At 36.6% G+C, this 24,996-nt stretch carries 21 protein-coding genes; 5 read left to right on the forward strand and 16 right to left on the reverse strand.

Translation table 11 applies throughout. The annotated features are described in order from the left end of the window. Positions 1-17: 17 nt before the first annotated feature. Positions 18-848, reverse strand: coding sequence for a mechanosensitive ion channel family protein (locus LB076_RS04345; RefSeq protein WP_066333300.1), 831 nt, complete (start codon positions 846-848; stop codon positions 18-20). 258 nt (positions 849-1,106) lie between these two features. Beyond that, positions 1,107-3,515: an efflux RND transporter permease subunit gene (locus tag LB076_RS04350; protein WP_066333301.1), complete on the reverse strand. Its 2,409-nt coding sequence runs from the start codon at positions 3,513-3,515 to the stop codon at positions 1,107-1,109. Between the two features lie 190 nt (positions 3,516-3,705). Between LB076_RS04350 and LB076_RS04355 the strand changes: the two genes are divergently transcribed. Beyond that, the gene (locus LB076_RS04355) at positions 3,706-5,982 is read left to right on the forward strand and encodes a cation:proton antiporter domain-containing protein (RefSeq protein WP_066333302.1); all 2,277 of its coding nucleotides are present in this window, start codon (positions 3,706-3,708) and stop codon (positions 5,980-5,982) included. 22 nt (positions 5,983-6,004) lie between these two features. On the opposite strand, the gene LB076_RS04360 is transcribed toward LB076_RS04355, so the two are convergent. The 3 genes from LB076_RS04360 to pyrH all read right to left on the reverse strand — a co-directional run bounded on the left by LB076_RS04360 (position 6,005) and on the right by pyrH (position 9,930). Continuing rightward, positions 6,005-8,503 (reverse strand): DUF5686 family protein, encoded by a 2,499-nt coding sequence (locus tag LB076_RS04360; protein ID WP_066333303.1) that lies wholly within the window; start codon positions 8,501-8,503, stop codon positions 6,005-6,007. 117 nt (positions 8,504-8,620) lie between these two features. After that, on the reverse strand, positions 8,621-9,184 hold the full coding sequence (frr, locus tag LB076_RS04365; RefSeq protein WP_066333305.1) for a ribosome recycling factor: 564 nt from the start codon (positions 9,182-9,184) through the stop codon (positions 8,621-8,623). A gap of 38 nt (positions 9,185-9,222) precedes the next feature. Beyond that, positions 9,223-9,930 carry a UMP kinase gene (gene pyrH, locus LB076_RS04370; protein WP_066333307.1) on the reverse strand — a complete coding sequence of 236 codons (708 nt, stop codon included), beginning with the start codon at positions 9,928-9,930 and terminating at the stop codon, positions 9,223-9,225. Positions 9,931-10,287: 357 nt separating this feature from the next. On the opposite strand from pyrH, the gene LB076_RS04375 reads away from it, so the two are divergent. Continuing rightward, complete coding sequence (locus LB076_RS04375) at positions 10,288-10,905, forward strand: thioredoxin family protein (protein WP_066333310.1); 618 nt, start codon at positions 10,288-10,290, stop codon at positions 10,903-10,905. Positions 10,906-10,995: 90 nt separating this feature from the next. Here LB076_RS04375 and truB read toward each other — a convergent pair whose 3' ends face one another. Genes truB through LB076_RS04395 form a run of 4 tightly spaced genes read right to left on the reverse strand, consistent with a single transcriptional unit; the run spans position 10,996 to position 13,707 of the window. Further along, on the reverse strand, positions 10,996-11,688 hold the full coding sequence (truB, locus tag LB076_RS04380; RefSeq protein WP_066333313.1) for a tRNA pseudouridine(55) synthase TruB: 693 nt from the start codon (positions 11,686-11,688) through the stop codon (positions 10,996-10,998). Continuing rightward, positions 11,688-12,473 (reverse strand): undecaprenyl-diphosphate phosphatase, encoded by a 786-nt coding sequence (locus LB076_RS04385; protein WP_066333315.1) that lies wholly within the window; start codon positions 12,471-12,473, stop codon positions 11,688-11,690. The genes truB and LB076_RS04385 overlap by 1 nt, the downstream gene beginning before the upstream one ends. 59 nt (positions 12,474-12,532) lie before the next feature. Beyond that, a complete protein-coding gene (locus LB076_RS04390; protein ID WP_066333318.1) occupies positions 12,533-12,772 on the reverse strand; it encodes a DUF3098 domain-containing protein in 240 nt (79 codons plus the stop codon). Between the two features lie 59 nt (positions 12,773-12,831). Then, complete coding sequence (locus tag LB076_RS04395) at positions 12,832-13,707, reverse strand: cell division protein FtsX (RefSeq protein WP_066333321.1); 876 nt, start codon at positions 13,705-13,707, stop codon at positions 12,832-12,834. Between the two features lie 208 nt (positions 13,708-13,915). On the opposite strand from LB076_RS04395, the gene leuS reads away from it, so the two are divergent. Together leuS and LB076_RS04405 are read left to right on the forward strand one after the other, a co-directional pair. Continuing rightward, positions 13,916-16,780: a leucine--tRNA ligase gene (gene leuS / locus LB076_RS04400; RefSeq protein ID WP_066333323.1), complete on the forward strand. Its 2,865-nt coding sequence runs from the start codon at positions 13,916-13,918 to the stop codon at positions 16,778-16,780. Between the two features lie 163 nt (positions 16,781-16,943). Continuing rightward, positions 16,944-17,624, forward strand: coding sequence for a zinc metallopeptidase (locus LB076_RS04405; RefSeq protein ID WP_099092422.1), 681 nt, complete (start codon positions 16,944-16,946; stop codon positions 17,622-17,624). Positions 17,625-17,744: 120 nt separating this feature from the next. Here the strand turns inward: LB076_RS04405 and LB076_RS04410 are convergent, their stop codons facing one another. From LB076_RS04410 to LB076_RS04440, 7 genes are all read right to left on the reverse strand, one after another. Beyond that, positions 17,745-18,335 (reverse strand): NAD(P)H-dependent oxidoreductase, encoded by a 591-nt coding sequence (locus tag LB076_RS04410; protein ID WP_066333326.1) that lies wholly within the window; start codon positions 18,333-18,335, stop codon positions 17,745-17,747. Positions 18,336-18,357: 22 nt separating this feature from the next. Further along, positions 18,358-19,911, reverse strand: a complete 1,554-nt coding sequence (locus LB076_RS04415; RefSeq protein WP_066333328.1) for a bifunctional 3-(3-hydroxy-phenyl)propionate/3-hydroxycinnamic acid hydroxylase — start codon at positions 19,909-19,911, stop codon at positions 18,358-18,360. A 4-nt stretch (positions 19,912-19,915) separates the two neighbouring features. Continuing rightward, positions 19,916-21,142, reverse strand: a complete 1,227-nt coding sequence (locus tag LB076_RS04420) for a 3-oxoacyl-[acyl-carrier-protein] synthase III C-terminal domain-containing protein (RefSeq protein ID WP_066333332.1) — start codon at positions 21,140-21,142, stop codon at positions 19,916-19,918. 115 nt (positions 21,143-21,257) lie between these two features. Next, entirely contained in the window at positions 21,258-21,815 is a 558-nt protein-coding gene (locus tag LB076_RS04425) for a Crp/Fnr family transcriptional regulator (RefSeq protein ID WP_066333334.1), read from the reverse strand. Between the two features lie 285 nt (positions 21,816-22,100). Next, on the reverse strand, positions 22,101-22,571 hold the full coding sequence (locus LB076_RS04430; RefSeq protein WP_066333337.1) for an Lrp/AsnC family transcriptional regulator: 471 nt from the start codon (positions 22,569-22,571) through the stop codon (positions 22,101-22,103). Positions 22,572-22,720: 149 nt separating this feature from the next. Beyond that, entirely contained in the window at positions 22,721-23,470 is a 750-nt protein-coding gene (locus LB076_RS04435; protein ID WP_066333339.1) for a uroporphyrinogen-III synthase, read from the reverse strand. Between the two features lie 12 nt (positions 23,471-23,482). Further along, entirely contained in the window at positions 23,483-24,154 is a 672-nt protein-coding gene (locus tag LB076_RS04440; RefSeq protein ID WP_099092423.1) for a DUF4271 domain-containing protein, read from the reverse strand. Between the two features lie 105 nt (positions 24,155-24,259). Between LB076_RS04440 and LB076_RS04445 the strand changes: the two genes are divergently transcribed. Further along, on the forward strand, positions 24,260-24,985 hold the full coding sequence (locus LB076_RS04445; protein ID WP_066333441.1) for a polyprenol monophosphomannose synthase: 726 nt from the start codon (positions 24,260-24,262) through the stop codon (positions 24,983-24,985). The last annotated feature ends 11 nt before the right edge of the window (positions 24,986-24,996 follow it).

Here is a 24,996-nt window from a genome sequence, read left to right on the forward strand (position 1 = left end):
AACCTTACGGCATTCTCTTATTTGTTGTTCTGAACATGAACATCCATTTGTGGAAAAGGAATATTGAGTCCATAATCAGAAAATTTAGTATACACTTTTTCATTCATTTCAAAAAACACATCCCAATAATCCGCTCCAGAGGTCCATGCTCTAACAGTAAAATTCACCGAACTATCTCCCAGTTCGGATAGTCCAATAAAACTAGCGGGCTCTTTTAAAATTCGAGCATCTTCGGAGATAAACTGGTTAATGGCTTTCTTAAAACTTTCTACATCATCTCCATAAGCAATCCCAAAGGTCCAGTCCACTCTTCGGATTGGTTCTGCAGAATAGTTTACAAGAGCACCCGTAGAAAGAGGCCCATTTGGAACAATAACTAATTTATGATCCAGAGTATTTAATATAGTAGAGAAAATGGTAATTTCTTTTACGATACCCAAAAAACCTTGTGCCTCTACAAGGTCTCCAATTTTAAACGGTTTTAGGATCAAGATAATCACCCCTCCAGCAAAGTTCTGTAGGGTTCCAGACAATGCCAATCCAACGGCTAAGCCCGCAGCACCCAAAATGGCAACAAAAGAAGTCATTTGTATCCCTACCATACCCATTACCGTAATGGCAATCACGACCTTTAAAAGTATCGCCACCATGCTGGACAAAAAGGGCACCAGAGATTGGTCTATTTTGGATTTGGTTAAGGTTTGTCGGAGTTTTTTGGTAATTAATTTAGTGACCCATAAGCCAATTAGTAGTACCAGTATGGCGCCTATTACTTTTGGGATATACTCGTAGCCCAAGCTAGTTATTTTATCCAGATACTTGTTTGCAACTAAAACTTGTTCGTTCATTTTCTTGTTTTTTTATTTTTTCTACTCGTTAGGCTTTTCGATTTCGCCCCGTTTTTTTAATTGGTAACTGGACTCCATTGCATCCAAAATGCAGTACCGATTTGGGATACTGTAAAGCAAATATGGATCTTCCGCCAAGATACCCTTTTAGATACTAACCACAAAAAGTTATCGTTTTAGGTAAAAAAAACCCGTCTAAAAACAAGACGGGTAGTTTAAAAAAGGTTTTTTTTGGGAGTGGCAGCACAACCAGAGGTTTTAGTACTCCGTATCGTCGTTGTCTTGCGTATGACTCAAAACATCAATTTTTGGTTCTATGAATTCTTGCGCATTGGCCAAGGATTTATTTAATGTTAGTACCAAACAAGGCAACAACATTAGGTTGGATAGCATTCCAAAAGCAAGCGTAATGGCAATTAATCCTCCGAGGGCTACTGTTCCTCCAAAATCAGAAAGCAAGAATACCGAAAAACCAGTAAACAATACTACCGAGGTGTAAAACATGCTTATTCCGGATTCTTTAATAGTAGCAAAAACGGATTTTTTAATTTTCCAGTTATTATTAGCAAGTTCTTGCCGGTATTGTGCCAAAAAGTGAATGGTGTCATCTACCGATAATCCAAAGGCAATACTAAAGACCAATATAGTAGAGGGTTTTAACGGAATGCCAAAATAACCCATCAATCCGGCTGTAATAAACAACGGCAGCAAATTAGGTATTAAGGATACCACTACCATTTTAAAAGAACGGAACATAAAAACCATTAGCAAAGAGATCAGTAGCACAGCAAACAACAAAGAGGTTACGAGATTGTCTAACAAATATTGGGTTCCTTTCTCAAAAACCAATGCTTTTCCTGTCATCACTACATGGTACCGGTCTTTTGGGAAAATTTGGTTGGCTTTGTCCCAAAGTTTCTCTTCGATCTTGGCCATGTTACCCGTGCCTATATCTCGCATAAAAGTGGTAATTCGGGCTACTTGTCCGGTGCTGTCTACATAACTTTTCATTAGGTTGGTAGTGTTGCTTTTGACGCCATTTTTGGCATAGCTTAAAATAAAACTTTTTTCTTGAGAGGTGGGCAATTCATAATATTCTGGATTGCCATTATAATAGGCTTGTTTGGTGTATTTAACCAAGTTCAGAATAGATATCGGTTTGGATAGCTCCGGAATTTCTTCGATGGTTTTTTGAAGTTCGTCCATTTTTCTTAGAGTAGAGAGTTTCATAACTCCTTTTTTCCGTTTGGTATCTACGGTAATCTCTAGAGGCATAATTCCTTCAAACTCTTTTTCAAAAAATAAAATATCCGTATAAAAACCGGTATTCTTTGGCATGTCTTCAATCAAACTTCCGGAGGTTTTTATTTTAAAAGCGCCAATGATGCTTACCAAAAACAAAAATAAAGCAACTAGATACACGTAACGTCTTTTGTATTTAACGGTTTTTTCAATCCATTGAATAAAAACACGGGTGTAATTGCGGTTTAAATGTTCTAGATGTTTGGGTTTTGGTACGGGCTGGTAGCTATAATAGATAGGAATAACAATCAAACACAAAAAGAATAGAGCTACAATACTCAATGACGAAATAATACCAAACTCTTTGAGCAGTTGGCTACTGGTGATAATAAAGGTAGCAAATCCCGCTGCGGTGGTCAAGTTGGTCATTAGAGTAGCGGTTCCAACCTTAGTAATTACGCGTTGTAATGCTTTGGCTTTATTACCATGCACACTGTATTCTTGCTGGTATTTGTTGGTCAAAAAAATGCAATTTGGAATACCAATTACAATCACCAAGGTAGGCACCAAGGCAGTAAGTACCGTAATTTGATAATGAAACAAACCTAACAAACCAAAGGTCCACATCACCCCAACTACAACAATCAAGATAGCAATTAAGGTGGCTCTAAAAGATCTAAAAAAGAAGAAAAATATTAAAGAAGTCAGTAATAAAGAAACGCCAATAAACAAACCAATTTCATTTACAATACTAATGGCATTGAGCGTACGGATGTAAGGCATTCCTGAAACCCGCAAATCAATACCTGTTTCGTTTTCAAAGGCAGTTATTTTAGGGATAAAATCCTTTACTATATACTCTTTGCGATGTGCCGTATTGACAATTTTTTTGTCTAAATAAATGGCAGAACGAATGGTTCCGTTTTTTTTGTTAAAAAGCAATCCTTCATAAAAAGGCATGTTTGTAAACAACTCTTTCCGGAGGCTATTTAAATAATCTTGGCTATTTGTTTTTGTAGGATCTACAAACGAAACGGCTTCAAAGCTTTGTAAAGAATCGTTTTTTTGTAGTTGCTTTAAATCGTGTATAGACACCACTACGTCTACTTCTTTTTGTGCTTTAATAGAGGTCATTAACTGGTTCCAAGCCGCAAAAGCTTTGGGTGTAAAAAAAGTGTCGTCTTTTACACCAACCACAATAAGGTTTCCTTCTTCGCCAAATTGTTCTAAAAAAGCATGGTATTGGTTGTTAACTTCGTTGTTGTCTGGCAGTAAGTTGGCCTCTGTGAATGAAAACTGAATGTTTTTCCATTGTAATGCCAAGAAAACAGTTATTAAAAAAATAACACCGAGTATAGCAAGTCTGTTTTTAAGTACAATCCTGGCAATGAGTTCCCAGAAACCTACTTTTAATCTTTTTTTCATAAATGGGTATAAATGACTGCAAATGTAGTAAAAACAGCCATTAATGAAACCATTTGGCCAAATCTTTTTGGTTATTTTAGTCTTTTTGGGCACTTTAATTCAGGCTTTTAAAATATTTTTTGGACATGTAAAACCTATGCTAGAATTTTACATCTTTGTGTTATTTTTATAACAAATACGCTAGGGTAAAATGGATTTAAAAAAGTACAAAAACAGCTTGTTTTATTTTGGCGTTACCGGAGGGTTTGGCGCCTTAATTTATTGGATAGTCCAAAGAGGGAAAGCTTTAGAGAAAAGCAACAATCTAATGGTTGCCTCCACAGGGCATAGTTCTTGGAATGATTTTATAGATTCTATGCAGCACAATTTTCAAGATCCCTTGGCCATACTTTTGGCACAGATAGTCATGATAATATTGGTAGCACGATTGTTTGGTTGGATTTTCAAAAAAATTGGACAACCTACCGTAATTGGCGAAATCATTGCCGGAATTGTTTTAGGTCCCTCCTTGGTAGGAATGTATTTTCCGGAGTTTTCGGCGGCCTTATTCCCGGTAGAATCGTTGGGCAATTTAAAATTTTTGAGTCAAATAGGATTAATTCTTTTCATGTTTGTGATCGGGATGGAATTGGATATAAAGGTTTTAAAAAACAAAGCCAGCGAAGCAGTTGTTATCAGCCATGCCAGTATTGTGATTCCTTTTGCATTAGGCATAGGCCTGTCTTATTTTGTTTATAATAAATTTGCGCCACAAGGAGTTGCTTTTTTGTCCTTTAGTTTGTTTATGGGAATAGCCATGAGCATAACGGCCTTTCCGGTACTGGCACGCATTGTGCAAGAGAGAGGGATCCATAAAACAAAACTCGGCGCTATTGTAATCACCTGTGCTGCCGCAGATGATATCACCGCTTGGTGTTTGTTAGCAGTAGTAATTGCTATTGTAAAAGCAGGAGATTTTATAGGATCCTTGTACGTAATCTCCTTAGCGGTAGTATATGTCCTGGCGATGATTTTTATTGTAAAACCCTTTTTAAAAAGAATTGGAGATTTATACGGATCCAAAGACAGTATTGGCAAACCAGTGATGGCAATCTTCTTTTTGTTTTTAATTTTGTCCTCTTACGCTACAGAAGTAATCGGTATTCATGCCCTATTTGGCGCCTTTATGATGGGTGCAATCATGCCAGATGTGTCTAAATTTAGAATGATTTTTATAGAAAAAGTAGAAGACGTAGCCGTAATTTTACTCTTGCCTTTATTTTTTGTTTTTACGGGTTTAAAAACCGAAGTAGGCTTGATCAATGATGCGTACTTATGGAAAGTGACAGGAGCTATTATTATGGTTGCCGTGATCGGAAAATTTATAGGTAGTGCCTTGGCAGCCAAATTTGTAGGACAAAACTGGAAAGATAGTTTGACCATAGGTGCCTTGATGAATACCAGAGGACTAATGGAATTAATTGTTTTAAACATAGGGCTTGAGCTCAAAGTACTCACACCAGAGGTGTTTACGATGATGGTGATTATGGCCTTAGTAACTACCTTTATGACTGGACCTGCCTTAGATTTGATAGATTTTGTATTTAAAAACAAAAACACCTCTATAGAAGAAGAATTGCCGGACACCAATAAGTACCGTATTTTGGTTTCTTTTGGAAACAACGAAAAAGGAAAATCTCTTTTGCGATTAGCCAATGGATTCATAAAAAAACAAAAAACCAGCTCGACCATTACTGCCCTACACTTAACCCTTAGTGAGGAATTGCACTCTTTCAACATGGAAGAAAAAGAGAAAGATAGCTTTGAACCTATATTTGAAGAGTCCGAACAACTCAACCTTGAAATTGATACCATCTTCAAAGTAACCACAGATATTGAGACCGAAATTACGGATCTAGCCAACCAAGGCGAGTATGATTTGTTGTTGGTTGGTTTAGGAAAATCTATTTTTGAAGGAACACTATTGGGCAAAGTCATTGGATTTACCACCAGAATTATAAACCCAGATCGGTTGATTGATAAATTTACCGGAAAAGAAGGGTTGTTCGAAAACACTCCTTTTGACGAAAGAACCCGGCAAATTGTAACCAAAACCAAAATGCCCTTAGGGATTTTAATTGATAAAGAATTTCAGAATATTGACCATATTTTTATCCCTCTATTTAAGTCCGAAGATGCTTTTTTGATAGATTATGCCCAAAAACTAATTCATAACAACAACTCTAAGGTCGTGTTGTTGGATCTTAACAACCACATTCAGAGTAATTTTGTGTTGCAAAGCGCAATAGCCTCTTTAGAACAAAAACATGCAGACAACATTGCAGTTATACCCGGCAAAACAGTAGACTTGGCTTTTTTAGAGAAACAAGATTTAATGCTCATTAGTCTAGAGAGTTGGAAATCGCTTTTGGATTCCAATAATGACTGGTTGGTAGGAGTGCCTTCTGTATTAATAATTAAACCCTAAATAACGGCGTTGCCCAAAAAAATCACAGTCCTAATTTTAATACAAAGCTCAATTTGACGGCAATATTGTCTTCTAGTTTGGGCAATTGGTTGGGGCCATACCGATAAAAAGCGGTAAGGCCTAAACCATTAAATAACTGGTTTAGTTCTATGCCCGATTCAAAAAAGCCATCCGTAAGATTTTTATAATCCAGACCAATGTGTTGTTGGGGTTTTTGCATGTCTCCCCAACCCATTCTGGATACTAATACCAAAGAGGGTTTTACTTTAGGAATAATTTTTACGCGGTTAAAACTGTGTTTGAACTGAAAATAAATATATTCAGAAGAGAAAAACTCATTGAAATACATGGTTTCAAAACTGTTTTTGGAAGCAAAGGTAATGCGTTGTATAATGGTTTTTTTGGTAATGTTATTAGGCGAGTTATTGTATAAATGCGTCAACGGAATAGCTCCTGAGGCAAAACCGGCCTCTACTAATAGATTGGTTTTGTGTCCGTTTAGATGTTTCTTTTCGTGCTCTGCCTTAAATTCTATTTTACTAAAGTCAAAAGCATCAGGAGCAATATTAGGGAGTGATTTTGTAAACTGAAAGGTAAACTTCGGGAACCTTTTCTCGGATTCTATACGGCCGTCTGGAGTTTGCATATAGGTACTAAATGGACTCCATTGCATCGACAGCATTGCTGTAGTCAAGGTGTATTTAGAATATAAAGTTCCATTGTACTTAAATAGGTACTTAAATAGGGGGCTAACCTCTATCGAAGAAACCACTAATGCACTTTCTGTTTTGGGTAGTAGTTTGGTTTCAAAACTACCGCTCCAGCCCACATAATTATAAAAAGTACTAATGTTTATGGGTCTGGGGTCATAGAGTTTAAAAGGTTTTTTTTCAATAGCATAGACCGTGCTTGCAATCTCTTTGACATCGTCTGTGTAGGCAATGCCTATCCAAGAATTGGATTTTCGGTTTAATAACGTGGCTAATCCCAGATTGTATTTAAAGGTATCATCTTTGGTTCCGTACGCAACATGGCCATTTATTTGGATATATCTAGAAAATTGTTCGTTTGTAATACCTCCAAAGCCCAATCGGAAACCTTCATAATTGTTATAGCTAACAATTTTGCGCAAATCCATATCCAAAAAACGCAATGGTACATAGCCATTTATAACCTTTCGGCCAAAACGCAATCGGCTTGCAATCTTCTTTTTTATGGCAATGCTATCTAGTGCAAGATAGGTTTTTTGGCTCCTAAGGTCTAGGCTATCTTTTCTGTATTTTTCCCAGAATTGTTCGGGTTGGTGTAGGGCTTTTGGGTCTAATTTAACGGCAATAAATATATTTTTGAGCGGTATAGGCGTGTTGTAGGTAATGTCAAAATTGCTGCTCTCCGAGTGCAGGTAGCTGTAGTCCGAAGCAGCTCTTTTTCGGGTTCCAAAGTTCTCTGGTGTATCGCCATCAAATTGTATGGTGCCCCCCAGAATTTTTATATCATCATCATTTTGGCCTTTTACAATCCGAAAACTTTTTTGAATAGGAAACCAAAGATCCTCTGAGGCGATATAGTCAAATTCATGCGTTCCACTGATGTCTATAACTCCTTTAATACGCATAATGGCTTTGGTAATGGCAAAACTCTTGGTGTCAATGTATAAAACGCCTTCTAGTCCGGTTGTTCTGCTTTTTTTCTTGTTTTTAAACAAAATCATAAAAGAATCTCGGTTGCCAATAGCTACCGTGTCTAGTATTTTGTAAGTATAGTCCTTAAAAGCGTTGTCTGCAATAGGGCTGTTGTATTTGGTTTCAAAGAGTTCATAACTGGAGTCATATATGGAGAAAGATTGTAGGTTAAAAGCTAAAATCTCATATATTGGTTGTTTAAATCCTGCCATTTTTGTGCCCAAAATGGTTTCTTTTAGGGTATGGTTTGCAAATTGGTATCGGGATACTTTTTCGGTTTGGAACAAGTGGTGTTCGCTTACCATTTCTTTTATTTTATAATTGGTAGAGTCTAACTTGCTAAATTTTTTGCCGTAAGCTCTATCTACAAATATGGAGTCTATTTTGCTTGAGATAGAGTCCGCAGGAGCGCTGACTATAAGCTTGTTATAGGATGTAAATTCAAACGAAGAAAGTTTTTTTTGAGGGTTGTTGTGTGGCTTATTGGCAATGGTCTGTTGTATAATGGCAATTTCAGGGTTTGTTTGGGCTAACAACACTGCGTTAGATTGGCTTTGTTTTGGATCCAAATAAATGGTGTAGTAGCTGGTTTCGGGAGTTAAGGTAACGCTAGTGGTGTAATATCCTAGATAGGATATTTTTAAATTAGTTAAAGGGGTTTTGGTAACCAGGTCAAATCTGCCATCTACATCTGTAACAGAGTGGTTGCCTTGAGCAGAAGTGATGGTTGCATAACCAAGCGGCATATTGGTGGCAGATGCTCTTACGGTTCCGCTGATATGAAATTGCGCCTGCATAGAAAGCGTCAATAAAAAAAACCACACACACAATTGTTTCATATAAGATTTTTAGTTCAAAAAGAGCTTTTTTTTGGGTTGTTATAAAAATAGCAATAAAAAATCCGTTTTGTTGCTAGAAACAAAACGGATTTTTATTTTTTTAGTATAAAATAAGATTTACACTTTCATTATCTCGGCTTCTTTAGTTACGAGCAATTCTTCTACTTTTTTGATAAAGCTGTTGGTAAGGTTTTGCACTTCTTCTTCGGCACTCTTGCACACGTCTTCCGAGGTGCCGTCTTTTTCTAATTTCTTGATATCGGTATTGGCATCTTTACGTGCATTTCGGATACCTATTTTTGCGTCTTCAGATTCTGCTTTGGCTTGTTTTGCTAATTCGCGTCTTCTGTCTTCGGTCAAAGGCGGAACACTAATGATGATTACATCTCCGTTATTCATAGGGTTGAAACCAATATTGGCAACCATAATGGCTTTTTCGATGGTTTGCAACATGTTTTTTTCAAACGGTTGTAGGGTGATTGTTCTGGCATCCGGTACGCTTATTTTGGCTACTTGAGACAATGGTGTTGAAGAGCCATAATAATCCACAAAAACACTTCCAAGCATGGCTGGAGAGGCTTTGCCAGCCCGAATGTTTAAAAATTCTTTTTCTAAGTGTGCAATAGAACCCGTCATGGATTCTTTGGTACTATCTAATATAAATTCAATTTCTTCAGTCATTGTTATAGGGTTTAAGTTGGCTCCTTTTAATTTAGAGATTATATATTAACTATGGTTCCAATATTTTCTCCAGCGCATATTTTTTCTAGGTTTCCTTGCTTGTTCATGTCAAAAATAACAATTGGAAGCTTGTTTTCTTGACTCAGTGTAAATGCAGTGGTGTCCATAACATTTAATCCTTTTTTCAGTACTTCTTCAAAAGATATTGTATCAAATTTTAAAGCGGCAGCATTTTTTTCTGGGTCAGAATCATATACACCATCCACTCTAGTTCCTTTTAAAATCACATCTGCATGGATTTCAACACCACGTAAAACAGCGGCCGTATCTGTTGTAAAGTAAGGATTTCCGGTTCCGGCTCCAAAAATTACAATACGTCCTTTTTCGAGATGGCGTACTGCTCTTCTTTTAATATAGGGTTCTGCAATGGCTTCAATTTTTAAAGCAGTCTGTAAGCGGGTAAGCATTCCTTTGTCTTCTAGAGCACCTTGTAGCGCCATACCATTAATAATGGTTGCTAACATTCCCATATAATCCCCTTGTACACGATCCATTCCGTTGCTTGCACCTGCCACACCTCTAAAAATATTTCCACCACCTATAACAATAGCAATTTCTACGCCTTTGTCGTGAATTTTTTTGATTTCTTCGGCATATTCAGCTAATCTCTCGGGATCAATACCGTATTGTCTTTCTCCCATTAAAGCTTCGCCACTTAATTTTAGAAGAATTCTTTTATATTTCATGTGTATGTTGAGTTGATTTGTGCAAATATAGTCATATTCTTTTTTTTTGAAATAGTGTAACTCAAAATTTACAAATTTAGTTCTTCTTAGTGTTTCTTTGCTGCGGCATGGTCCATCTTAAAAAGAACCTTCTTTTTGTTTTTGTTTCTGTCAAAAGTGATGTAGAGAGTTCGTTATTTGGTTGCGATCACCCAATCACTAAAGAGTGTTTTTTGGTAAATCGGAATTAAAAACAACCTTTCGTCAAGAGTAGTATTTGCAGGATATAAAGCGATACTTTTTGGTAGGGCAGTAAGGAACTTAATTTGCCTTAAAAAATAAATAAATCACTAACTTTACTCTCAAACAAAGTGAACTATGAAAACTTCAATTGCAAAAGCACTATTTCAAAGCCATTCGTATATAGAATACCGAAAATTAATTTCGGATTTATTACGCCAACAACAATCTACATCCAAAACTCCGTCAGAAGAACTAACCCATTATAGCAGTTTGAACGACACACGAATGCAGCGTTTGGATAAAACCATGGTGGTTCCAGAGACCATTATTTCTAAACTAACAAGCCTTAAAGAAACCTACATTTGGTTAGTGATTTCCGAAGGCTGGTGTGGAGATGCGGCCCAGTTGCTGCCTATTTTTAATAAAATGGCTCTTGCCTCAGATGGGATCATAGATTTAAGAATTGTTCTGCGAGACGAAAACGAAGAATTGATGCAGTTGTTTTTGACCAACAAAACCAAAGCAATTCCAAAATTAATTGTAATACACAAAGAAACCAGTGGCGCATTGGCGCATTGGGGTCCAAGACCCAAAGATGCCGCGGATTTAATTACAGACTATAAAAAAACACATGGCACAATAGACGAAGCAGCCAAAACAGCCTTGCAGCTTTGGTATTTGCAGGACAAAGGCCGCACTACCCAATTAGAAGTGCTAGACATGATGTTGGATTTAGATAATCCAGAAGTCTAGGCAGTTTTTTTGATTTCTCAAAAAAAGAAAAAAACACTTGGTATAGAATGCAGCGCACTAGTGAGAAAGCGCTGCTCTTTTTTTTGGATTTTATGGCGTCAAATTATCTTCAAAAGACGCTGCATCTACGGCATCCGTAACTAGATAATCTCCAATTTTTGTTCGTCTTAATGCAGTAAGATGGGATCCAGTCTGCATGGCCTGACCAAAATCAAAGGCCAAAGAGCGGATGTAGGTTCCTTTGCTACAAACTACTCTAAAATCAATTTCGGGTAGTGCAATTCTAGTAATCTCAAACTCATAAATGGTAGTTTTTCTAAGAGCAATCTCCACCGTTTGGCCGGCGCGAGCATGTTCATACAAACGCACACCATCTTTTTTGATTGCAGAATAAATGGGTGGTTTTTGATCAATCTCGCCTAAAAATTGTTTTACGGTATCGTGAATAACTGCTTCAGTAACATGTGCTGTTGCAAAAGTGTGGTCTACGGCTGTTTCTAAATCATAAGACGGTGTGGTGGCGCCGATATAAAATGTTCCGGTATATTCTTTGGGTTGTCCTTGGAGTTCGGTGATTCTTTTAGTGAATTTTCCGGTACAAACTAATAGTAGTCCAGTGGCTAGTGGGTCTAAAGTTCCAGCGTGCCCAATTTTAAACTTTTTGGGAAGTCCCAATTTGTTAATTAGGGCGTATTTTAACTTATTTACCGCCTGAAAAGAACTCCATTTCAAGGGTTTGTCAATCAGTAGTATTTGTCCGTTTAAGTAATCTTCTGGAGTCATTAAATAATGGTCAATGGATGAATAAAATAATGAATAACCAGCAAAATAATACCAGCGGCAATACGATAATAACCAAAGACTCTAAATCCTTTTTTGCTCAAAAAACCGATAAAACTTTTGATAGCCAATAACGCTACAACAAATGCAATTAGGTTGCCTATAAATAATAAGTTAATTTGATCGTCTGTCAGTACATAGCCATCTTTGTAGTAGTCATAACATTTTTTGGCTGTAGCGCCAAGCATGGTAGGAACCGCCAGAAAAAACGAAAACTCTGCCGCTGAGGTTCGTGCTAGTTTTTGAGACATACCACCAACAATACTTGCTCCAGAGCGCGAAACTCCTGGAACCATTGCTAGGCATTGAAACAACCCAATTTTAAAAGCCTGTAGGTAGGTTATTTTTGTTTCTTCGGAGTGGCTAAACCATTGGTCTACCTTTAAAAGAATAATACCACCTACCAATAAAGACACCGCCACGGTTAAAGGACTTTCTAATAAGGCATCAATTTTGTCACTCAATAACAAGCCCAAAACTACCGCTGGGATAAAAGCAACCAATAGTTTGAAATAAAAATCAAAGCTCTGAAAAAAACGTTTGAAATAGAGTACCACCACAGAGAGTATGGCGCCTAGTTGTATTACAATGGTAAAAAGCTTGGTAAAATCATCTTGTGCAATCCCAAAAAAAGAAGAAGCAATAATCATGTGCCCTGTAGAAGATACAGGCAAAAACTCTGTAATTCCTTCAATTATAGCTAAAACAATAGCTTGTAATGTGTTCATTTTATTTTAATTTTTTTGGATGGCGTTTTGGAATACAAGTGCAACAGATTTGCTGCAAACTATTTTTTTGGTTTTTTAAAAATGGCATACACCGTAATACCAAAACCAATCAAAACGGTTGTTGGAGCCAGCCTGATTCTTCTAAAACTAAAAATAGCATCATTAAAAACGTTAGGATCTTCGCTGCCACCACCAGACATTAGTATAAAACCAAGGGTTATTACAGCAATTCCTAAAAGTAAAATTTTATAATTAAGTTTCTCAAAAAGAAATTCGTGTTTGTTTTCTGGCTCTTTCATTGCTCTTTTGTTTTTTTATATTCTGAAATTAAAAAGTAATCGTTGCGCATCAGGCCTGATTAATACAAATCGTCTGTTCTTAAATTTAAGAAACGTTGGGTCGCAAAGTGGGTGCTCAACCAAGTAATCAAAACACCAGCACCAAAAACCCCCAACAACACAAAACCAATAAAAGGTTTGTTGTCTAAAATTCCTAAATCTGGAAATTTGGTTTCTAAATAATAAAGTACTCCTAACAAGGCAATTATGGCTAGTAATGCGCCTAACATACCCAATCGCACACTACGCATCACAAAAGGTCTTCGGATAAAAGCCTTGGTTGCTCCAACCATTTGCATGGTCTTGATAATAAAACGGTTAGAGTGGATAGACAAACGCAAAGAGCTATTGATAAGCAATACGGCAATAAAAGTCAAAAAACCGCTAATGATCAAAATCCACATGCTGACTTTTTTGATGTTATCGTTCACTAAATTGACCAATTGTTTGTCATAAACAATATCCGCAATCATAGGATTTTCGCGCAGACGCATTTCAATTTTTGAAATACTATCTTTCTCTACATAATCGGCTTTTAAATGAATGTCATACGAGTTTTGCAACGGGTTTTCGCCCAAAAAAGTCATAAAATCTTCTCCTATAATATCCGTATGCTGTTTAGCAGCTTGCTCTTTGGTTACATACACCGTATGTCTGGCATAGGGAGCTATTTTTAATTCTTTGCCAAAAGCCTTTAAAATACTGTCATTGGCTTCGTTTTTAAAAAATACCGTCATGGCAATTTTTTCTTTAAAATCATCGGCCAACTTTTTAGAATTAATAATAAAAAGTCCTAAAATTCCTAATAGAAACAAAACCAAGAATACACTCAGGACTACCGAAAAATAAGAGGAAATTAATCTGCGTTTTTGAAATTTATCAAAGGAAGAACTCATAGTTTACTTTTAATTATTGGGTAAAAATAATAAACAATTTCTTTATTTAAAGTTAATAACGCCCAAAGTTTTAACTTTCGTGCAATAAATGTAAATTTGTCCTCTGGACACCCCAAAAAAATCCCAGCATTTTTTTAGGCCTTTAGACCTTTAAAAAAGCTAAATGCAGCAAGACAGGGCGCCATTAAAACAAAAATAAAACAAAGGAATGAAATACAACCCGAACCAAATAGAAGCCAAATGGCAAAAATATTGGGCAGAAAACCAAACATTTGCCGCCTCAAATAATTCAGAAAAGCCCAAACATTATGTGTTAGACATGTTTCCGTATCCATCAGGAGCCGGGCTACACGTAGGGCATCCACTAGGTTATATTGCTTCGGATGTATATGCCCGATACAAAAGACACCAAGGATATAACGTTTTGCACCCAATGGGTTACGATAGTTTTGGATTGCCAGCAGAGCAATACGCCATCCAAACCGGGCAGCGTCCCGAAGATACCACAGCAGTAAATATTGATGGAGGCCTAGATAAAGAAGGAAACCAAATTGCAGGATACCGCAAACAATTAGATGCCATCGGTTTTTCGTTTGATTGGAGTAGAGAAGTGCGCACCTCCAATCCGGATTATTACAAACATACCCAATGGATTTTTATCCAATTATTTAATTCTTGGTACAACAAAGATACAGACCAAGCCGAAGATATTGCAACGTTGACGGCGGTATTCCAAAAAGAAGGAAACGCCCAAGTAAATGCAGTTTGTGACGATGCCATTCCAGAATTTTCGGCAAAGCAATGGAACGCTTACGCAAAAGAGACGCAGGAGAAAATGCTGTTGCACTATAGAATGACCTATCTGGCTGAGACCGAAGTCAACTGGTGCCCTGGATTAGGAACCGTTTTGGCCAATGACGAGATCATAAACGGCGTATCTGAGCGAGGTGGATTTGCGGTAGTACGCAAAAAAATGACCCAATGGAGCATGCGTATCTCTGCCTATGCCGAACGTTTATTGCAAGGGTTGAGCACTATTGATTGGAGCGAAAGCATTAAAGAAAGCCAACGAAATTGGATCGGAAAATCCGTTGGTGCCATGGTTTCGTTCCGAGTTAACGAACATCCAGAAAATATCAGCGTTTTTACAACGCGTCCGGACACCATTTTTGGAGTAACCTTTATGACACTAGCGCCAGAGCATGAGTTGGTTGCAAAAATCACTACCCCAGAACAAAAAGCAGCAGTAGAGGCCTATATCCAAAAAACATCCAAACGCTCCGAGAGAGAACGCATGGCCGATGTAAAAAACATATCCGGAGTATTCACTGGAGCCTATGCAGAACATCCATTTACTAAAGAAGCAATTCCGGTGTGGATAGGAGATTATGTACTGGCAGGATACGGAACTGGTGCGGTAATGGCAGTGCCTTGTGGAGATGAGCGAGATTATGCTTTTGCCAATTTCTTTAAAGGACAAAACGGAATGCTAGCTATCAAAAACATTTTTGACAAAGATATTTCTGAGGCGGCTTTTGGATCCAAAGACGGATTTCAATTAGTAGATTCGGATTTCTTAACGGGATTAGGGTATAAAGAAGGAACTAAAAAAGCTATTGAAGCCTTAGAAAAACAAAATCAAGGTTTCGGAAAAATCAATTACCGTTTGCGCGATGCTGTTTTTTCGCGTCAGCGTTATTGGGGAGAGCCTTTTCCGGTATATTATATAAATGGCTTGCCGCAAATGATCGATCCGCAACATTTGCCAATCATTTTACCCGAAGTAGAAAAATATCTACCCACCGAAGATGGTTTGCCTCCTTTAGGAAATGCAGCAGTTTGGGCTTGGGACACAACAGCAAATAAGGTAGTAAATACCGATTTAGTGGATAACAAAACAATATTTCCATTGGAGTTGAACACCATGCCTGGTTGGGCAGGTTCTTCTTGGTACTGGATGCGTTATATGGATGCAAATAACCAAGGAGAGTTTGCTTCGGCAGAAGCCTTAAAATATTGGGAATCTGTAGATTTATATATTGGTGGTAGCGAGCATGCAACGGGACATTTGTTGTATTCTCGTTTTTGGAATAAATTTTTAAAAGACAAAGGTTTTGCGCCAACCGAAGAACCTTTCAAAAAACTGATCAATCAGGGAATGATTTTGGGAACAAGTGCGTTTGTGTATAGGTTAGAAGGAACCAATACATTTGTTTCTAAAAATAAAATTGAAGCACAAACGGTACAACCGATCCATGCGGATGTTTCCTTTGTCAATGCATCGGACGAATTGGATATTCAAAAATTCAAAGCATGGCGACAAGATTATAAAGATGCGGAATTTATAGTAGAGGATAACGGTAAATACATTGTAGGCCGCGAGGTAGAAAAAATGTCCAAATCCAAGTACAATGTGGTCACTCCAGATGACATTTGTGCAGAATACGGCGCAGATACCTTACGTTTGTACGAGATGTTTTTAGGCCCATTAGAGCAAGCCAAGCCTTGGAACACCGCTGGTATATCGGGGGTGTTTGGTTTTCTGAAAAAATTATGGCGTTTATATGTAGACGAAAACAATGGTTGCATTGTAAACCAAGATCCAGCGAGCAAAGACAATTTAAAAACCTTACACAAAACCATCAAAAAAGTAGCGGACGATATTGAGAATTTTTCTTTCAATACCTCGGTTTCTCAATTTATGATTTGCGTGAATGAATTGTCTACGCAAAATTGTCATTCTCGTGCGATTCTAGAACCGTTGGCTATTGTGATTTCGCCTTATGCGCCACATATTGCCGAGGAGTTATGGTCGTTATTAGGTCATGAAGGGTCTATTGCAATGGTTTCTTTTCCAGTGTTCGAACCCAAACATTTGGTGGAATCCGAAAAAGAATATCCAGTATCTTTCAACGGAAAAATGCGTTTTACCATTACGTTGCCTTTGGATTTAACCAAAGACCAAATTGAAGCAATTGTTATGAAAGACGAAAGAACAATAAAACAATTAGAGGGCAGAACGCCAAATAAGGTGATTATTGTTCCAGGAAAAATAATCAATTTGGTGGGTTAAAAACCACCGATTGTAATTGCACAAAAAATCCAAATTCGGCAACGGCTAGAATTTGGATTTTTTAGTTGCGTCTATTTAACGGATGTCAAATTGGCATTTTTGAAATTTGGTTCAGAATTTGCTATTGGATTAGTAACTTTATAAAAAACTAAAAAACAGCACTATGGGAATGGGATATTTAATTTTGGCTGGAGCAATTATGCTTTGCAGCTGGTTGGTAAGTTCAAGACTAAAGAGCAAATTTGAACAGTATTCTAAATTACACTTACAAAACGGCATGTCTGGGGCAGAGATTGCCCAAAAAATGCTTGCCGATAACGGCATACATAATGTGCAAGTAATTTCGACTCCGGGGCAATTAACAGACCATTACAATCCGGTAAATAAAACCGTAAATTTGAGTGAGGCTGTTTATAACCAACGTAATGCAGCAGCAGCAGCGGTGGCGGCTCATGAGTGTGGTCACGCAGTACAACACGCTGTGGGCTATCAGTGGCTTAGCATGCGATCTAAGCTGGTGCCTTTTGTAAATGTGGCCTCAAGTTATATGCAGTGGGTTTTGTTGGCAGGGATTGTCTTAATTCAGACTTTTCCGGTTTTATTGTTGGGTGGGATTGTGCTTTTTGCAGTAACAACAGTATTTTCGATAGTTACCCTTCCGGTGGAGTATGATGCTAGTAATCGTGCTTTGGCTTGGTTAGAAAACAACAGAATGCTTACGCAAAAAGAGCAAGCAGGAGCTAAAGATGCCTTAAAGTGGGCTGCAAGAACGTATGTAGTGGCTGCTTTGGGTTCTATTGGGACGCTATTGTATTATGTTTCGATTTATTTAAACAGAAGGTAATTTATAGTCTACATATACTACTACAAAACGTTGGTCCGGAATAAATTTATACTATTCTAGACCAACGTTTTTTTTAATGTACCCAGTTGTTGTTTGCTTTAGCTAAGCGGGCTTTTGGGTTTAAATTTTTGCAAATTTAGTTTCTAAATTTTGAAGCCATTTTTCTCTAGTATTCTGGCTTACAGATTTTACTTTGTTAAAACTAATCCATTTTCTGTTTTTGTAGCCTAATTTCCAAAAAGTACCTCTCATTAATGCTTTTTGGATGGCGTTGCCAAACACAAGTCTATAGATAAAACCAGGGGTGTTCATGGTAGTGATTACGGTAACTGCTTTTATGTTGGTTAATAAGGGTTTCATTAGCGTGTTGCTTTGGTTTGTATAGTCATAAGCCAAGCCCGGAAATATCACTCGGTCTATAAATCCTTTCATTAAGGCAGGCATTAACTCCCACCATATTGGAAAAATAAAGATAAGTTGGTCTGCTTTTTTTAGACGATCCTGATAGGATAGTACTTGTGGATCAACGGGTTTTTTGTCTCTAAATGCCTTTAAATCTTGGGCACTCATAACGGGATTAAATTTTTCTTTATCCAGGTGTATCAAATCAATAGAATGACCGCCTTTTATTAATCCCTTTTGTACAGACTCTAAAATTGCATTACAAAAACTGCCGTCATAAGGATGGTTAAATAGAATTACTATATTCATTGTAGTTTGGGTTAATAGGATTTTAGTTGGAGGATATTTTAGTCACATATTGGTTGGTAAGAGCGCTTATGGTTGGGTAGTTTTTTGCTTTGCCCAGATTAAAAATAAATTTATCGGGTCTAATAATTACAAAATCTACCTTATTGTCTTGCATCCATTTTTCGAAATAAGAAGACTTAATTTGGTTGGTCTCCGTAGGAGTGTGGCTTACAATTGCAACGTGTTTTATCCAAGGAGTAACTTGGCTTGGCTTTATCTCCGAATTGGACAGATAAAGAACAACCCAGTTAAAACCACAAATTGCATCAAAATAACCAACGCCATCAGAATGTTTTATTTTGGGCTGCGGGAGTCTTTTGCCAACCAGAGCATGTTTTTTAGAGTAAAAATTATTGACCTCTAATCCGTACAAATGTTTCTCAATTAAACGATCTATGGGTTGGTTGGGTAATACATGAAACAATTTTAGAATGCCATTCCGAAGCGGAGATAATATTGGGTTAGAGTATTGTATAAAGCCTCCCAGTATTGCGGCCATTTTTATGATTTTTTTTACCTGTGGTGCTCTTTCTGAATAATAGGTGTCAAGTAATTCTGAGGTGGCATCCTGATAATTGTTACAGGCTTTATGTATTTTCCATGCTAAATTTTTGGCGTCTTTGATCCCAGAGCACATGCCTTGCCCTAAAAACGGCGGCATTTGGTGTGCTGCATCTCCGGCTAAGAATACTCTTTCTGAGCGCCATTGATTTGCGATCAAGGTATGAAATACATACTTTTTTTTGCGAATTATTTCAAAATCATCCAGTGGATAGGTTGCCGCTAATTTAGATATCATTTTCTTTGAAACAACTTCTTCCGATAGTAGACTGTCTTTTTTAGAAACCATAAATTCCCATCTAAAGTGATCTCTTACCCCATTTACGTAAGTCATGGGTTGTATCGGGTCACAATATTGTTTGTGATCTTCAGAAAAGACCGTATTGCCTTTGTATTTGGTGTCAATAACGAGCCACTCTTTTTTAAAGCCAAAATCAGTAACGCTGAGGTTCATCTTTTTTCTAACAAGGCTTTTGCCTCCATCACAAGCAATTAAAAATTTTGCCCTAACCCGAGTTTCTATATTGTGTTGGTCTTGTATTTGGATGCAAACCTCTTCTTTGTTTTGTTGGATTTCTGTCCAAGAAGTGTTTTTTAAAAAAGTAACGTTTGGATATTGCAAAAAACCATTTCTTAAATGCTTTTCAATTTCGGGTTGTAGGATCCAATTGCAATCCGAAACATCTTCCGAAATACTCGAGTTTGGCTGAAATTGAAAAAGAATTTTATCTTTTTTGGATACTAAAGAATAATTTTTGAAAGGTTTTATGGCATCTACTTTCATTTTGTCATACAGCCCTAGTTCCTGAAAAATGCGTATTACATCCTCGTCTATGTGTACTGCTCTAGGGTAGTCTATAATATCCGATTCTTTATCCAAAAGCAGAACCCTTAGACCCAACAGGCCAAAATAATTAGCAAATGTGGCCCCAGTAGGGCCACATCCAACTATAACTACATCAAATGTGTTGTTCATTTTGTTATAATTTTTCTAGTAATAATGCTGTAGCGGTTAATCCAGGTCCAAAAGCCAAGGCAACAATTTTGGTGCCAGATTCTATTTTAGAATCATTCACTATTTCATTAAAAATATGCGGTATAGTAGCCGAAGACATGTTTCCTTGTCTACGCAAAACCTCATAAGACCAACAGGCCTGCTCTTTGAATACGTTAATTTCATCTACTATGTAGTCTATGATTTTTGGTCCACCAGGATGGATCGCAAAGTGCATTTTGTATTTGTGCTCCTCTAAGTCAATATTTGCTTTAGAGCAAAGGGTTTCAATAAAGGATTTGATGTTATTTCTAATAAATACAGGAACTCTTTTGGATAAGGTCATCAAGAAGTTGTATTCTCCAATATCCCACGACATATCTTCTAAGGAATCTGGAATTATCATTTCATGAGAGGCCAATATGCGCAACCCTTTTTTGTCTTCTATAGTGGTGTCTTCCATAAAAGCATTTTCATCATACAAGGAGTATCCAATAAACCCATCCCCGAAAAGAGAGCAAATCATGGTGTTGGCAGCAGAAAATTCGGTGAGGTTTAAATGTGCGGATAGCAGTTCCGTATGCACAATATCTACCCTTTCTTTGGTGTCACTCAAGCACATCAGGCTATTTGCAGTACGTATAGCCGGAAAAGCGCCATAACAGCCCATTTGGTAGGAGTGCGTAACTTGCGTAGTGCCCCAATCTCTTTTGATAACGGCTTCTTGGGCTACACTAGGAGAGGCGTATCCGGAGCAAGTAACATGAACTAAGTTTTCTGGAGCGGTTGGGTTGTTGGCATAGAAAGTATCAAATACTACTTTCATTTTTTGCTTAAACCATTCCATGCGGTAATTGATTTTTGGTCCAAAAACATCTTCTGATTTGGCCGTCAGTGTTTGTGGGAGTTTAAAATCAGAAATAGCGGTATTGTGAAGGTTGTTTTCAATAAAATCGTATACTTCTTCAAAAATTAAAAGTTGTCTTTTGTTAATGTGTTCTGAAGAAACAGAATATTTGTCTACATTGGCCGAGATTAGATCGTAAGGATTAGAATTCGTTCCAGAATCCGTATCGGCTCCAGTGGGAACAAGTTTTGAAATATCTTGAAAATGATGGTAAAGAAATTTGGTGTAAAGATTTAATTTGTTTTGATCAATTAATTTTCCAACTAATATGGGTTGAAAATTCGAAAGGATTACACTTGTTTTCATTGTAGCTTTGTTTTTTAAATTCCTTACAAATTTTACTCAAAAAAAGCTATTAGAAATTAACATAAGTTAATTAAATATCTATATATCAAATATTTACAATTTAATCATGCTTAGTTTACTTTAATCGGGCTCGTATTCTGCTTAATGAAACCGTAGTAATGCCGAGATACGTGGCTATATACTGCAAAGGGACACGTTGTATGATGTGGGGTTTGTCTTTTAACAGCTTGCGGTAGCGCTCTTCTGGGTTGTCTTGTATATAGGATAAAAAATGATTGAAGTAATTGAACATCCGTTGGGTGACAAATTCAAAGGACATTTCTTTGTATTGTGGATTTTCTTTTAGTACTATTTTCCAGTTGCTTTTTTTAATTACGATTAAGTCACAATCTTCAATAGTTTCTAGATAAAAAACGCTTGGTTTGTTTTTTAAAAAGCTTTCAATAGAGCAAACTAAGTCGTTTTCAAAAAAAAACTGGATCGTTATTTCGGCGCCATTATTATAGGTCCAAAGCCGTACGCATCCTTTGTTTATAAAGTAGAGTTTTTTGGACACATCTCCTTCCTTCAAAATAATTTTTCGGGCTCCTATTTTTTTTGGATACCAAAAATCCGGATACTTATTAAAAAGGATTTCTTGCTCCGGAAATGCCTTGTTAAAATTAGTCTTCATTTTTTTAAATTTAGGTTTAAAAAAGGTTTTTGTTTTTAAGGTTAAATGTAGTTTATTTTAAGGTTAAATTACTTATTTTGTATGGCTTTTTAATTCTTTTGTAGAATTCTAAAATAGTCAAAAAATAGAATCTTTGGTAGTGGTGGTATAAAGTATTGAAGCAATTATTTTAGGGCATCTGCAGCGCAACGCGCATGCTGTTAGTGTTATAGATAGGTTGTTCGTAGGGGTTTAAACGGTAAATTAAGGAACAAAGGATAGCTAAGTTGGTACAAAAAACGATTTTTATAACTGAATTTGTCTGTTAATTTGTTGGTCCAAAGAAATAAAAGTTTCAGTCCTAGAAACCCCTTCAATGGCTTGTATTTTGGTGTTCAATAGGTGCATTAAATGCTCGTTATCTTTGCATATTATTTTGATTAAAATAGACCAGTTTCCGGTGGTGTAATGGCATTCCAGCACTTCGGGTATTTTTTTTAATTCTTTTACTGTTTCTGGATTTCTAGCTGCTTTGTCTAAGTAGATACCTACAAATGCCATGGTGTTGTAGCCCAAAACTTTGTTGTCAACAATAAATTTAGAACCAGACAACACTCCAGATTGTTCTAGTTTGCGTAGGCGTTGGTGTATAGCTGCCCCCGAAATGCCTATTTTGTTGGCAATTTGTAAAATGGGTTTTCGGGCATCTTGCATGAGGTCACGCAAAATTTCTTTGTCAATACCGTCTATCTCGACTACCAGCGAATTAATTTTCATGAGTTGTATTTTGAAACTAAAACCTGTATTTTAGTTAAAATTAAAAACCAAAATTACGCAAAAAAATAACAAACTAAAATATGGATTACGTAAAAAGGCTAAAAAAAGCCGCTAATTAGCGGCTTTTGTGTATATCGTCAAAATAGTAATTATTTGGTTTTATTGGCCTCAATAATGTATTTTTCTAGTGCCATGGTCATCGAAGGAGTTTCGGGAGTAGGCGCCAGAATATCAATTTTTAATCCGCGATCTAGGGCTTCTTTCTGTGTGGTACTTCCAAAAACGGCAATTCGGGTATTGTTTTGCTTAAAATCAGGAAAGTTTTTGTACAAAGATTTGATACCTGTTGGACTAAAAAAGGCTAATACATCGTAGTAAACATCTGCCAAATCAGACAAATCACTCATTACGGTCTTGTAAAAAATAGCTTGAGTCCAATCTACCTTTAGGTTATTTAAAGTAATAGGCGCATCTGCATTTAATTGATCCGAGGCGGGCAATAAAAACTTTTCGTCTTTGTATTTTTTGATTAAAGGGGATAAGTCTGCAAAATCTTTTGGGCCTACATAAATTTTTCGCTTTCTGTAAACGACATATTTTTGTAAGTAAAAGGCAACGGCTTCAGATTGGCAGAAGTATTTTAAGTTTTCTGGGACCTTAAAGCGCATTTCTTCGGCAACTCTAAAAAAATGATCTACAGCATTTCTGCTGGTTAAAATAATTGCAGTATACTGATTTAGGTCAATCTTTTGCAGTCTAATTTCTTTAGCATTAACTCCTTCTATGTGAATAAAAGGCCTGAAATCAATTTTTACTTTATGTTTTTGTTGTAACTCAAAGTAAGGAGAGTTCTCTACTTTAGGCTCGGGTTGTGACACCAAAATTGTTTTCACTTTCATATTTTATTTTTTCTAATCGCTACCTTTTGTAAACCAATAATAAATAAAAAAATAGGGGGTTATTTCCAAAGTGCAAAGATATAAAATAAAATAAAACAACTTGCTAAATATTATAGTATGATATTTTTTTATTGCCATAATATATGTTAAAGTATTTAATGCCAATACAATAACGGTTGTTATTAACACAAATTTAGTCGAAAATTGGTTGTAGTAAAACAATAAGATATTGATTGGCAGCAAGAATAATCCAATGTAGGTTCTGTAATTTACTTTTTGTAGGTTAAAATGTTCTACAAAATCTTCAATATTAAAGGCCGTGGCGACAATTTTTTCGAGCAAGTACTTCGCAAGAACAAAAAAGGTAGTAAAGGTGCTAATTTGTATAAACAACAACCAATCGGTCTTGGAGGCAAGTCCAAATATGCTTAACGCTAGTTGAATAAAAAAAGAAAACGAAAGCAATTGAGCAAGAAATAAAGCAATGGTAAAGGTGCTTTTTTGGTTGCTATTTTCTCGATATACCTTGGCGTATTTGTCAGAGAACAGCAGATTCATAAAATCTCTAAATCGGTTTTCGTTAACCGATTTGGCAAAGGCAATGACCGCAAAGGTCAAAACAAACAAAAGGGTGACCCAGTCTTTGTTTTCGGTTATTCTTGGTTGAAGTATTTGTTCCATCATAGCGGTGCAAAATTACTAATTTTTTGTATCAATCTTTTTATTATAATTTTATTATGAATGAAATGGCATAAAAACGTTACTTTTGCCCTGAAATTTACAAGATATATGAACGATTGTATTGTTATAATTCCAACCTATAACGAGATTGAAAACATTGAAAGTATTATCCGATCCGTGCTATCCCAACATAAGCCTTTTCATGTTCTTATTGTGGATGATAACTCTCCAGATCATACGGCAGATAAGGTAAAACTATTGCAACAAGAGTTTGGCGGACGGTTGTTTTTAGAAATCAGAAAAAAGAAATCCGGATTAGGAACCGCTTATGTGCATGGCTTTAAATGGGCATTGGCAAAGAAGTACGATTTTGTTTTTGAAATGGATGCTGATTTCTCTCACAACCCCAACGATTTAGAAAAACTATACCACGCCTGCCATTTTGGAAATGCCGATTTAGCCATAGGTTCTCGTTATGTTACTGGAGTTAACGTAGTCAACTGGCCTTTGAGCAGGGTTCTGATGTCTTATTTTGCATCGGTTTATGTGCGGATGATAACCGGAATGAAGATTCATGACGCTACTGCAGGCTTTGTTTGTTACAAAAGAGAAGTTTTAGAAAAAATAAAGGTAGATAACATCCGATTTGTGGGATATGCTTTTCAGATCGAAATGAAATACCGTACTTTCTGTCAGAAATTTAAAATTACCGAAGTTCCTATTATATTTACAGACCGAACCAAAGGAGTCTCCAAAATGAGTAATTCCATCATTATAGAAGCTGTTTTTGGCGTAATTTCGTTACGAATAAAAAAATTATTTAATACCTTATAATACCAGATTAC

The organism is Flavobacterium crassostreae (assembly GCF_001831475.1).
In the GTDB taxonomy this organism is placed as follows: domain Bacteria; phylum Bacteroidota; class Bacteroidia; order Flavobacteriales; family Flavobacteriaceae; genus Flavobacterium; species Flavobacterium crassostreae.

Excerpts from the sequence above, each read along its gene's own strand:
- LB076_RS04345 (WP_066333300.1), bottom strand. The coding sequence starts at position 848 with ATGAACGAACAAGTTTTAGTTGCAAACAAGTATCTGGATAAAATAACT.
- LB076_RS04420 (WP_066333332.1), bottom strand. The coding sequence starts at position 21,142 with ATGAAAACAAGTGTAATCCTTTCGAATTTTCAACCCATATTAGTTGGA.
- LB076_RS04440 (WP_099092423.1), bottom strand. The coding sequence starts at position 24,154 with ATGATGGAACAAATACTTCAACCAAGAATAACCGAAAACAAAGACTGG.
- LB076_RS04410 (WP_066333326.1), bottom strand. The coding sequence starts at position 18,335 with ATGAATATAGTAATTCTATTTAACCATCCTTATGACGGCAGTTTTTGT.
- LB076_RS04355 (WP_066333302.1), top strand. The coding sequence starts at position 3,706 with ATGGATTTAAAAAAGTACAAAAACAGCTTGTTTTATTTTGGCGTTACC.
- LB076_RS04395 (WP_066333321.1), bottom strand. The coding sequence starts at position 13,707 with ATGAGTTCTTCCTTTGATAAATTTCAAAAACGCAGATTAATTTCCTCT.
- truB (WP_066333313.1), bottom strand. The coding sequence starts at position 11,688 with ATGACTCCAGAAGATTACTTAAACGGACAAATACTACTGATTGACAAA.
- frr (WP_066333305.1), bottom strand. The coding sequence starts at position 9,184 with ATGACTGAAGAAATTGAATTTATATTAGATAGTACCAAAGAATCCATG.
- LB076_RS04430 (WP_066333337.1), bottom strand. The coding sequence starts at position 22,571 with ATGAAAATTAATTCGCTGGTAGTCGAGATAGACGGTATTGACAAAGAA.
- LB076_RS04360 (WP_066333303.1), bottom strand. The coding sequence starts at position 8,503 with ATGAAACAATTGTGTGTGTGGTTTTTTTTATTGACGCTTTCTATGCAG.
- LB076_RS04445 (WP_066333441.1), top strand. The coding sequence starts at position 24,260 with ATGAACGATTGTATTGTTATAATTCCAACCTATAACGAGATTGAAAAC.
- LB076_RS04405 (WP_099092422.1), top strand. The coding sequence starts at position 16,944 with ATGGGAATGGGATATTTAATTTTGGCTGGAGCAATTATGCTTTGCAGC.
- LB076_RS04350 (WP_066333301.1), bottom strand. The coding sequence starts at position 3,515 with ATGAAAAAAAGATTAAAAGTAGGTTTCTGGGAACTCATTGCCAGGATT.
- LB076_RS04385 (WP_066333315.1), bottom strand. The coding sequence starts at position 12,473 with ATGAACACATTACAAGCTATTGTTTTAGCTATAATTGAAGGAATTACA.
- LB076_RS04375 (WP_066333310.1), top strand. The coding sequence starts at position 10,288 with ATGAAAACTTCAATTGCAAAAGCACTATTTCAAAGCCATTCGTATATA.
- leuS (WP_066333323.1), top strand. The coding sequence starts at position 13,916 with ATGAAATACAACCCGAACCAAATAGAAGCCAAATGGCAAAAATATTGG.
- LB076_RS04435 (WP_066333339.1), bottom strand. The coding sequence starts at position 23,470 with ATGAAAGTGAAAACAATTTTGGTGTCACAACCCGAGCCTAAAGTAGAG.
- pyrH (WP_066333307.1), bottom strand. The coding sequence starts at position 9,930 with ATGAAATATAAAAGAATTCTTCTAAAATTAAGTGGCGAAGCTTTAATG.
- LB076_RS04425 (WP_066333334.1), bottom strand. The coding sequence starts at position 21,815 with ATGAAGACTAATTTTAACAAGGCATTTCCGGAGCAAGAAATCCTTTTT.
- LB076_RS04390 (WP_066333318.1), bottom strand. The coding sequence starts at position 12,772 with ATGAAAGAGCCAGAAAACAAACACGAATTTCTTTTTGAGAAACTTAAT.
- LB076_RS04415 (WP_066333328.1), bottom strand. The coding sequence starts at position 19,911 with ATGAACAACACATTTGATGTAGTTATAGTTGGATGTGGCCCTACTGGG.